Below are 10,956 nucleotides of genomic sequence, written 5' to 3' on the forward strand. Positions count from 1 at the left end.
CATGGATGGCACCATCCTCGTCGCCGATGACGACCGTACAATCCGCACCGTTCTGACCCAAGCGCTGACCCGCGCGGGCTGCAAGGTTCATGCCACTTCAAGCCTAACCACCCTGATGCGATGGGTCAGCGAGGGCAAGGGCGACGCGGTGATCTCTGACGTGGTCATGCCCGATGGCAATGGGTTGGAAATGCTCCCGAAAATCGCGCAGGACCGACCCGGCCTGCCGGTGATCGTGATCTCGGCGCAGAACACCATCATGACGGCGATCAAGGCGGCAGAGGCCGAGGCCTTTGACTATTTGCCCAAACCCTTCGACCTGCCGGACCTGATGAAACGCACCGCCCGTGCGTTGGAGCAGCGCACGACGCTCAGCCGTAAGGCCGCCGCCGACGACAGTGCCGAGATCGACGCCGAACGTGATGACCTGCCGATGATTGGCCGGACCCCGGTGATGCAGGCGCTCTACCGCACCGTGGCACGGGTGATGAACACCGATCTGCCGGTGCTTATCTGGGGCGAAAGCGGCTCAGGCAAATCGCTGATCGCGCGGGCCATTCACGACTTCTCAGACCGGCGCAGCCTGCCGTTCGTGACCGTGACGGATGCCGATCTTGCCGATATCGAAGGCCCCTCGCGGGTGTTGGCGCGGGTCGGCGGTGGCACCCTGATGATCGACGAAATCGCGGATTTCCCCCAAGATATTCAGGCCCGTTTGGTGCGGATGATGGATGCACCGGGCGAAGACGCGCCGCGGTTCATGGCCACCAGCCAAAGTGACTTGGATGCGGCGATGCAAGAAGGCAAGCTGCGCCGCGATCTCTATTACCGCCTGTCGGGGGCAACCCTCGAAGTGCCTGCGCTGCGGGACCGGGTAGAGGACATCCCGCTTTTGGCCGATCACTTCTTGGCCCGTGCCAACCCCGGGCCTGCGTCACCGCGCAAACTCTCGGACAAGGCCGCGCAAATCTTGCTGAAGTTTCCATGGCCGGGCAATGTGCGCCAATTGGAACATGCCATGCGGCAACTCGCACTGGCCAGCCAAGCGGCCGAGATCACGGCGAGCGAGGCCGAGCAGTTGCTGGGCGCACAAAGTGGTCCGGCACCGATGCAGACCGAGGCCGATACCGAACGGCTGGGCGCCTCGGTCGAGCGGCACTTGCAACGGTATTTCGATCTGCACGGCTCCATGCTGCCGCCTCCGGGGCTTTACGCGCGGATCCTGCGCGAAGTTGAACTGCCGATGATCGAAATCGCGCTTGCCGCGACGGCAGGGAACCAAGCTAAATGTGCCGCTTTGCTGGGAATTAACCGAAATACTTTGCGCAAGAAGATCACCGACCTCGATATTGAGGTGACACGGGGCCGCAAGATGATGTAAAAGAGCCACATAACAGTGGCCATCGGGGTACTCTCCCGTTCAGGACCACATAATATGGCGGTTGATGCAGCAATGCATCACAACATCGGTGAGGTATGCGGGTGGCAACCCGGTCACGCAGGTTCAAGCTCGAGCGGTTGGGGCGTCTCAGGCGAGTCAAGCGGCTGCGCAATTGGTCCACCTTTGGGCTGGTGGTGCTGGGGCCGGTTTTGGCGCTTGCGACCTATCTGGCACTCGGGCCTTTGGGGCAGGGGGCGGATACGCTCAACCTGCGGCTCATTCTGTTGTCCGATCTGGTCTATGTGCTGCTGGTGGCGGCGCTGGTTCTTATCCAAGTCGGGCGGCTGATCTCGGCGCGCCGCGCCAAATCGGCGGGCTCTCGGTTGCACCTGCGGTTGACGGGCGTCTTTGCCCTGATGGCGCTGATCCCGACCGTCACGGTGGCGATTTTTGCAGGGCTCACGGTGAACGTGGGGCTCGAAGGCTGGTTCTCTGACCGGGTCAGCGGCGTGGTCGGCTCATCGCTCGCGGCGGCCGAAGCCTATGAGGCCGAGCAGCGCGAGGCCCTGATATCGGACGCGCAGACCCTTGCCCGCAGCATCGACAGCGCCCGCGCGCAGGGCATCAACCTAAGCGACAGTGAGCTTTTGGGCGAGGGCCAGCGGCAAATTCAGCGCGGCCTGCGCGAGGCGTTTCTGATCGACAGCACCGCGCAGATCCGGGCGCGGGGGGATCGGTCCTATCTCTTTGATTTCGAAGCACCCACCGAGGTGCAGCTTGAGACCGCCAGTGACGAGGGCCTTTTGGTCATCGAGGACTGGCCCAACAATGAATTCCGCGCGCTGGTGCCGATGGACGCCTATGTCGATCGTTTTCTCTATGTATCCCGCGCGGTGGATGGTGAGATTCTGGCGCTGCTGGATGAGACCAAAGAAACGGTGCGCCTGTACCAACAGCTTGAATCCGAACGCGGGCGGCTGCTGTTCGAATTTGCCCTTGTTTATCTGGGCTTTGCGGTGATCCTCATTCTGGCCGCCGTTTGGCTGGGCCTGTGGTTTGCCGAACGGCTTTCCGGCCCGGTTGGGCGCTTAACCGGCGCCGCGCAACAGGTGGGTGCGGGTGATCTGAACGTGCAGGTCCGCGAAGAAGAGGGCGATGACGAAATCGCCATGCTGGGGCGTTACTTCAACCAGATGACCCGGCAGCTGAAGGGCCAGCGCGAGACGCTGTTGGAAAATACCGATCAGATCGAGCGCCGTCGCCGGTTGTTCGATTCCGTGCTAAGCTCGGTGACCTCGGGCGTTGTGGGGCTGGACCCCGAGGGGCGCGTGACCTTCGTGAACCGCTCTGCCATGCGGCTGCTGGACTGGTCGGAAGATCAACAAAGCCTGCCGCTGACCCTTGCCGTGCCGGAGTTCGGCCCGCTGTTCGAGACGGTGAAGGCCGCGTCTGACGAAGTGGCGCAGGCGGAGATCAAAGTCTCGCGCCAAGGGGCGATGGAGAACCTCTTGGTGCGCATGGCGACCCGGCGGTCCAAGGATGGCGATCTTGAGGGCTATGTGGTGGCCTTTGACGATGTGACCGATCTAGTCTCGGCGCAGCGCATGGCTGCTTGGGGCGACGTGGCGCGCCGGATTGCCCATGAGATCAAGAACCCGTTGACGCCGATCCAACTGAGCGCCGAGCGCATTCGCCGCAAGTTCGGCCCCAAGATGGCCGAGGGCGATGATGACGCGCTGGAGCAGATGACCGGGGTGATCATCCGCCAAACCGGCGACCTGCGGCGCATCGTCGACGAATTCTCGAAATTCGCGCGGATGCCAGAGCCGGAAACCAGCCGTCAGGACATCCGGCAGTTGCTGCGCGATGCCGTGTTGCTTCAGCAAAGCAGGCAGGAAGAGGTGGCGATCAAGCTTGACCTTCCCGCAGAGCCGGTCATGGCCAATATCGACGGCACGATGATTTCGCAGGCGCTGACCAACCTGATCAAGAACGCGGGCGAAGCCATTGATAGCTTAAAGAAAGACGGCGCGCCCGAGGGGCATGTGCCGCAAATTCGCGTGGTCCTGACGCCTGAGAACAGGCTTTTGCGGCTGACCATCGCCGACAATGGCATCGGCCTGCCCGAAGACCGCGCGCGGCTGTTCGAGCCCTATGTGACCACGCGCAGCGAGGGCACCGGGCTGGGCCTGCCCATCGTCAAAAAGATTATCGAGGAACACGGCGGCAGCCTGACGCTCGAAACCGCGCCCGCATTCGACGGGCAAGACCATCACGGTGCCATGGCAGTCATTTCACTGCCCTTGGCCATCGACGCAACGACAGACCAAGGGGATAAGGCAGATGAGTGACATTCTGATTGTAGACGACGAACGCGACATCCGTGAGTTGATCTCGGACATCCTTGAGGATGAAGGCTTTGCCACGCGCTTGGCCAGCAATTCTGATGAGACGATGGCCGAGATCAACACCGAGGCGCCCGCGCTGATCATCCTCGACATTTGGCTCAAAGACAGCCGGATGGACGGGATCGACATTCTCAAGACCGTCAAACGGGACAATCCCGATGTGCCGGTGGTGATTATCTCGGGCCACGGCAATATCGAGATTGCCGTGGCGGCGATCAAGCAAGGGGCTTACGATTTCATCGAAAAGCCCTTTAACATCGATCAATTGCTGGTGGTGATCCGCCGCGCAATGGAAACCTCGCGCCTGCGCCGGGAAAACCAGAACCTCAAGCGCCGCGATGTGGCGACTTCGGAGATGATTGGCACCTCCGCACCCTATCGCGCCTTGCTGGGCCAGCTTGACAAGGTGACCAAATCCAATGGCCGCGTGATGCTGACTGGCCCCGCGGGGTCGGGCAAGGAAGTGGCGGCGCGCTATATCCACGCCCATTCCGCCCGCGCCTCGGCGCCCTTTGTCACCGTCAACTGCGCCGGGGTGGCGCCTGATCGGATGGAAGAGGTGCTCTTTGGCCGGGAGACGCCGGACCGCGGGGTCGAGCCGGGGCTGCTGGAGCAGGCCCACGGCGGGGTGATCTACTTTGATGAGGTCGCGGACATGCCGCTTGGCACCCAGTCCAAAATCCTGCGGGTGCTGGTGGACCAACAGTTCACCCGCGTGGGCGGGACCGACAAGGTGCGCGTCGATCTGCGGGTGATCTCTTCGACGAACCGCGATCTGGATCAGGCGATCAAGGCAGATACCTTCCGGCAGGAACTCTATCACCGTCTGAACGTCGTGCCGATTGCCGTGCCATCCTTGGAAGAGCGGCGCGAGGATATTCCGCTGCTGGCCGAACATTTCATCGCCGAGTTCAACACCTCCCAAGGTCTGCCGCAGCGTGCGTTGACCGAAGATGCCGTTGCTCTGATGCAGACGATGGTTTGGCCCGGCAATGTGCGTCAACTCAAGAACCTTGTTGAACGGGTGCTGATCCTCGGCGATGGCACCGGCCCGATTGAGGCCCGTGAACTGCCCGGCGAAGAGGAAAACGGCGGCGATGAGGGGCGTGTCGTGCTTTCGGGCGCATTGGCAACGCTGCCGCTGCGCGAAGCGCGCGAGGCCTTTGAGCGGGAGTATCTGCTGACCCAGATTAACCGTTTCGGCGGCAACATCAGCCGCACCGCGAATTTCGTCGGCATGGAACGCAGCGCCTTGCACCGCAAGTTGAAATCGCTTGGCGTTGTGACCTCGGCCAAGGCAGGTGTGCGCGTGGCCCATGTGGACGAGGAAGTGGAGGCGACGGGCTAAGCCGCAAGGCTCAGGCGCGAGGGGTGGCACCCCTCGCGATCCCAGTTAGCCGCGCGTAACGATCTGGAAAGACCCGTTCTTGTTGCGGATCACGCAGGAATTGGAGTTCAGGGCCGGCAGCGTCGTGGTCGCGCGCGGTGGTGCGGCGCGGGCGATATTGTTCGGGCAAGCGGGGATCGACACCGGGGCAAAGCCCTGATCGGCCATACATTGCCCCTCAACCCGGTTGCGCAGATCCTCGTTAGGATCAAATGTCACCAGTTCACCGGGGACATAAAAGCCGCCCGTAACCCTGCATTTATTGTCGGCATTACAGTGGCGCCGCTCGGGCACATAGCGCGGTGGTTCGCGGCGGACTTGAGTAGAGATCGGCACATCGCGCAGTGCCTTAACTTCGCAGGCGGTGGTCGCGCGATTGACCTGCGCGACACTCGCGCCCGGTTTGTAATAGGTATTTAGCGGCGCGCAGGCGGCAGCCCCCAAGGCGATAAGCGTTAGGGCAAAGGCGGCGCGAGAGGGGCGAAGCGATATCGGTTTCATAGCGCCATCATGCCGCTGTTGCGGGGGAAAGACAATTGATTTGACCCTTGCCAACCCATCTGTCATGCCCTCTAACCGACCCAAGACAACCCTCACACGATCTTTGCTCAGGGTAAGGAAGCCTTCATGAAAATCATCATTTGCGGCGCAGGGCAGGTGGGTTGGCAGATTGCCCGTCACCTCAGCGGAGAGCGCAACGATGTGACCGTGGTCGATAGCAATGCCGAATTGATCCGCCGCGCCACCGATACGCTGGATGTGCAAGGCATCGCCGGATTCGCCAGCTACCCTGATGTGCTGGACCGTGCGGGCGCGCGGGACGCCGAGATGATCATCGCCGCGACCCACTCGGACGAGGTCAATATGGTGACCTGTCAGGTCGCGCATTCGGTCTTTGGCATCAACCGCAAGATCGCCCGTCTGCGCAGCCAGTCCTATCTGGATGCGATTTATTCCGACCTTTACCGGCGCGATCACATGCCGATCGACGTGGTGATTTCCCCTGAGAAAGAGGTCGCCACCGCAGCGCTCCAGCGCCTCAGTGCGCCAGCGGCTTTCGACACCGAGATTTTCATGGACGGGCAGGCGCAGCTTCTCGGGATTTCCATCGACAGCGATTGCCCTGTGGTGAACACGCCGCTGCGGCAGCTTACCGATCTCTTCTCGACCCTGCGTGCGGTCGTGGCGGGCGTGCGCCGCGATGGCACGCTGTTCGCGCCCGAGGCGAAGGATCAGCTTTTTGTTGGCGACGACTGCTATGTCTTTTCGCATCACGACGACATCGCCCGCACGATGGAGATTTTCGGCAAGCAGACCACCAAGCAAGAGCGTGTCGTGCTGGTGGGCGGCGGCAATGTCGGCCTGACCGTGGCGCAGCACCTTGAGGCCGGACCGCTGCGCGTGCGCACCAAGATGATCGAGAAAAACCGCAAATGCGCCGAACGTGCCGCCGAAGGGTTGGAGCGGACGATCGTGTTGAATGGCGACGGGCTTGATGCCGCGCTGCTGGCCGAGGCGGGCATCAGCCGCGCCGATGCGATGCTGGCGGTGACCGATGACGACAAGACCAACATGCTGTCTTGTGTGCGTGCCAAGGCCGAGGGCTGCCCCTATGTCATTGCGCTGATCAACGACCCGACGCTGGTGCCGCTGATGACCCACCTTGGCATCGACGCCTATATCAACCCGCGCGCCACCACCGTCAGCTCGATCCTGCGCCACATCCGCCACGGCCGGGTGCGGGCGGTCTATTCCATCGGCGATGCCGAGGCCGAGGTGATCGAGGCCGAAGTGCTGTCGACATCGCCCCTCGCGGGCAAAAAAGTGTCGGAAATTGACTTCCCCGAGGGCGTGTTGATCGGCATGCTGCGCAAAGAAGGCAAGGTGATCCGTCCCATGGGCAGCACACGGATTGACGAAGGGGATGTTGTTGCCCTCTTCGCTCTGGCCGAGGATGTGCCGCGGGTTGAACAGCTTTTGCAGGTCTCGATCGACTTTTTCTAAGCGCAGGAGCGCCTTTGTGACGCAAACGACCAGCATAGGGCCGACCGGCATCCGCCGGGAGATCGTGCAGCTGCCGCTGTTCTTGCAATTGTTCGGCGTCTCTGCCCTGTCGATGATCCTGCCGTCGATCCACGGGCTGGTGATGAATGACCATCTGGCCAGCCGCGCCTTTCTCTATGCTGGTCTGCTGGGGCTTGTGGCCTTCACGCTTATCGCCATCGCCCATGCCGGGCGCAAACCCTTGGACGGCGCGCTTGGGCCGCTATTGTCGCTGCTGTCGGCCTTTGTGTTCCTGCCGGTCTTTTTCGCGGTGCCCTTCCTTGAGGCGCTGCCGACCACGCGGTTTATGAACGTCTATTTCGAAATGGTGAGCGCCCTGACCACCACCGGGGCCACGATGTTCAACCCCGAACGGTTGAGCGACACCCTGCATCTGTGGCGCGCGCAGGTCGGTTGGATGGGCGGGCTGCTCATGTGGGTCACGGCCTCGGCCATTCTGGCCCCGCTGCATTTGGGCGGCTTTGAGGTGACGGCGCAGGCCGAACCGGGACGGCCCGATGACCGTATCGGCGCCCGCATGGGCCGGATCACCCCGCGTCAACGGCTGCTGCGCACCACGCAGGCATTGTTGCCGATCTATTTCGGGCTGACGCTGCTGCTTTGGCTCTTGCTGGTCATCGGCGGAGAGACGGGCTTGGTGGCGCTCTGTCATGCCATGTCGGTCATGGCGACCTCGGGCATTTCGCCCATCGGCGGCGTGGCCGAAGCGCAGGTCGGCGTCACCGGCGAGGCGGTGATGATGCTGTTTATGCTCTTCGCCCTGTCGCGGCTGACCTTTTCCAAAGATACCGTGACCGCGACCCAAGGCGGGCTGATGACCGACCCAGAGTTCCGCATCGGTCTTTTGGTGGTGATCGGCGTGCCTTTGCTGCTCTTCGCACGCCACTGGATCGGCGCCTTTGAGGTTGAGGTCGAGGTTGACGGCACCCGCGCTTTGCACGCGCTTTGGGGCGGACTGTTTACCGTGCTGTCCTTCCTGTCGACGACCGGTTTCGTCTCTGAACATTGGGCCGAGGCGCAGAATTGGTCGGGGCTGCGCACGCCGGGGCTGGTGCTGATGGGACTTGCACTGATCGGCGGCGGGGTGGCCACCACGGCGGGCGGGGTCAAGCTTTTGCGGGTCTTCGCGCTCTATCAAAACGGGGTGCGGGAGATGGACAGACTGGTCTATCCCAATTCGGTCAGCGGCGCGGGGGCCGCCGGGCGTCGCTTGCAAAGCAACGGGGCCTTCATCGCGTGGATCTTCTTTATGCTCTTCGCGATGTCACTCGCCGGGGTGACCCTGCTGCTGACCCTGACTGGCGCGTCCTTTGATGCGGCGGTGGTCATGTCGGTGGCCACGCTCTCCACCACCGGGCCGCTGATCGAACATGCCGCGGACAAACCGATCCATTTGATCGAACTGGGCGTGGCCGCGAAAATCATCCTCAGCGGAGCAATGGTGCTGGGTCGGCTGGAAACCTTGGCGATTATTGCGCTGATGACCCCGAATTTGTGGCGCGCTTGACACGTTTAGCGCTAGAACCGCCCTAGTCCGCTGATATTGGGGCTGGAAACTCACGCTTTCGCACTCCATACTTGAGGCGATGGGGGGGTCCGGTACGCGGACGCCAGCAAGAACAAAAGGCGAGACTACCATGGCGTCAGACAGACAGAACCTTCAGGATGCGTTCCTAAACCACGTCCGCAAGACCAAGGTCCCGGTGACAATTTTCCTGATCAATGGCGTCAAATTGCAGGGTGTGATTACCTGGTTTGACAACTTCTGCGTTCTGCTGCGCCGCGACGGTCAATCGCAACTTGTCTACAAGCACGCGATTTCGACCATCATGCCAAGCCAGCCGATCAGCCTTTATGAGGGCGAAGACGCTTCTTGAGCCGTCCAGCATTTCAGATCGACAACAGCGATGGGCCCCGCGTAACGCGCGCTTGGGTGCTGCATCCTGATATCAAGACCGACAACGACCGGCGCGCGCCTGAGCCCGCGCTGGCCGAAGCCGTTGCATTGGCCGAAGCGCTGCCAGAGTTGCAGGTCGTGGGCTCCGAAGTGGTGCCGCTGCGCACCGTCCATGCCGGTATGCTTTTCGGCAAAGGCAAAATCGACGAGCTTGAGCAACGCATGAAGGCGGCGGAGGTTGACCTTGTGCTGGTCGATGGCCCCGTGACGCCCGTGCAGCAGCGCAACCTTGAGAAGGCTTGGGGCGTGAAACTGCTCGACCGCACCGGGCTGATTCTTGAGATTTTCAGCGACCGCGCGGCGACCCGTGAAGGGGTGCTTCAGGTCGAGATGGCCGCGCTGAACTATCAGCGCACGCGCCTTGTTCGCGCGTGGACCCACCTAGAACGGCAGCGCGGCGGTTTGGGCTTTGTCGGCGGACCGGGGGAAACCCAGATCGAGGCGGACCGCCGCGCCATCGACGACCAGTTGGTGCGTCTGCGCCGCCAGTTGGAAAAGGTCGTGAAAACCCGCGCCTTGCACCGCGCCGCCCGTGCCAAAGTGCCGTTCCCGATCGTCGCGCTTGTGGGCTATACCAACGCCGGAAAATCCACGCTTTTCAACCGCCTGACCGGGGCCGAGGTTATGGCCAAAGACATGCTCTTTGCCACGCTCGACCCGACCATGCGCAGCCTTGTCCTGCCCGATGGGCCAGAGATCATTCTCAGTGACACGGTGGGGTTCATCAGCGATCTGCCCACCGAACTCGTCGCAGCCTTCCGCGCCACGCTGGAAGAGGTGCTTGCCGCCGATATCATCTGCCATGTGCGCGATGTGTCCCATACCGAGACCGAAGAGCAGGCGCAGAACGTGCGCGATATCCTCGCCTCACTGGGCGTCCCGAAAGAGACCCGCAGTTTCGAGGTTTGGAACAAGCTGGACCTGCTGCCCGAAGACCGCGCCGACGCCATGCGCGCGCGGGCTGCGCGCAACGACGACGTGCTGGCAATCTCGGCCATTACCGGCGAGGGGCTTGAGGCGTTTCAGGAAACCATTGCCGAGGCGTTGCAAGGTGCGGTACGCGAGGCCGAATTGACCCTTGGCTTTGCCGAAGGCAAGAAACGCGCGTGGCTGTTTGCGCAGGATGTGGTCGAAGGTGAGCGTCAGACCGAAGACGGGTTTGAGATCACCGTGCGCTGGTCCGCGCGCCAAGAGGCTGAATTCCAGCAGATTTGATCGTTTGGGCGTAAGCTGGGTGGATCGGAAAGGATGCAAATTCGGAAACTTGAGGCCCGTGATGCCGCTGCCTTTCATGCGCTCAGGCTCGAAGGATTGCGAATCCACCCAGAGGCCTTTGGTGCATCCTTTGAGGAAGAAGCCAACCTGACACTTGCCGATGTGGCAAAGCGGTTGGGATCGGGCTGCGTATTTGGTGGCTTCAGTGATGCCGGTCACCTTGAGGGCATCGTTGGGCTTGCCCAGTCACAATCGCCAAAAATTCGTCATATCGCGACGATCTGGGGCATGTTCGTGCGACCAAGGGCACGAGGGGCCGGGCTGGCGGTGGCGCTGATGGAGGCAGCCATAGCGGAAGCCTTTGCCGATTGCACTTCAATCCGTCTATCGGTCGTTTCCAGAAACCAGGCCGCGCTGCGCCTTTATGAGCGGATGGGGTTTACGACATGGGCGGTGGATACCGAGGCGCTTTATGTAAACGGTGTTTACCATGATGAGGTTTTGATGCGGCGGTCGCGGTCCTAGGCGGCAATTGGTCGGGTCG

General features: G+C 62.0%; 9 protein-coding genes. 8 read left to right on the forward strand and 1 reads right to left on the reverse strand.

Annotation, left to right across the window (positions count from 1 at the left end):
* The first annotated feature begins 1 nt into the window (after nt 1).
* From A3722_RS16445 to ntrX, 3 genes are all read left to right on the forward strand, one after another.
* Nucleotides 2-1,381, forward strand: a complete 1,380-nt coding sequence (locus tag A3722_RS16445) for a response regulator (RefSeq protein ID WP_067630610.1) — start codon at nt 2-4, stop codon at nt 1,379-1,381.
* Between the two features lie 95 nt (nt 1,382-1,476).
* Nucleotides 1,477-3,732, forward strand: coding sequence for a sensor histidine kinase NtrY-like (locus A3722_RS16450; protein ID WP_067630613.1), 2,256 nt, complete (start codon nt 1,477-1,479; stop codon nt 3,730-3,732).
* Nucleotides 3,725-5,137: a nitrogen assimilation response regulator NtrX gene (ntrX, locus tag A3722_RS16455; protein WP_067630616.1), complete on the forward strand. Its 1,413-nt coding sequence runs from the start codon at nt 3,725-3,727 to the stop codon at nt 5,135-5,137. Before A3722_RS16450 ends, ntrX begins: the two co-directional genes overlap by 8 nt.
* Before the next feature lie 45 nt (nt 5,138-5,182).
* Here the strand turns inward: ntrX and A3722_RS16460 are convergent, their stop codons facing one another.
* Nucleotides 5,183-5,677 (reverse strand): hypothetical protein, encoded by a 495-nt coding sequence (locus tag A3722_RS16460; protein ID WP_236627460.1) that lies wholly within the window; start codon nt 5,675-5,677, stop codon nt 5,183-5,185.
* A 126-nt stretch (nt 5,678-5,803) separates the two neighbouring features.
* Here A3722_RS16460 and trkA point away from each other — a divergent pair, with 126 nt between their 5' ends.
* The 5 genes from trkA to A3722_RS16485 all read left to right on the forward strand — a co-directional run bounded on the left by trkA (nt 5,804) and on the right by A3722_RS16485 (nt 10,937).
* Entirely contained in the window at nt 5,804-7,180 is a 1,377-nt protein-coding gene (gene trkA, locus A3722_RS16465; protein ID WP_067630619.1) for a Trk system potassium transporter TrkA, read from the forward strand.
* 16 nt (nt 7,181-7,196) lie between these two features.
* The gene (locus A3722_RS16470; RefSeq protein WP_416153237.1) at nt 7,197-8,747 is read left to right on the forward strand and encodes a TrkH family potassium uptake protein; all 1,551 of its coding nucleotides are present in this window, start codon (nt 7,197-7,199) and stop codon (nt 8,745-8,747) included.
* A gap of 130 nt (nt 8,748-8,877) precedes the next feature.
* Entirely contained in the window at nt 8,878-9,117 is a 240-nt protein-coding gene (gene hfq, locus A3722_RS16475) for an RNA chaperone Hfq (RefSeq protein ID WP_007119530.1), read from the forward strand.
* The gene (hflX, locus tag A3722_RS16480; protein ID WP_067628174.1) at nt 9,114-10,412 is read left to right on the forward strand and encodes a GTPase HflX; all 1,299 of its coding nucleotides are present in this window, start codon (nt 9,114-9,116) and stop codon (nt 10,410-10,412) included. The genes hfq and hflX overlap by 4 nt, the downstream gene beginning before the upstream one ends.
* Nucleotides 10,413-10,445: 33 nt before the next feature.
* Entirely contained in the window at nt 10,446-10,937 is a 492-nt protein-coding gene (locus tag A3722_RS16485; RefSeq protein WP_067628171.1) for a GNAT family N-acetyltransferase, read from the forward strand.
* Nucleotides 10,938-10,956 lie beyond the last annotated feature (19 nt).

The organism is Sulfitobacter sp. HI0027, assembly GCF_001634775.1.
GTDB lineage: Bacteria > Pseudomonadota > Alphaproteobacteria > Rhodobacterales > Rhodobacteraceae > Sulfitobacter.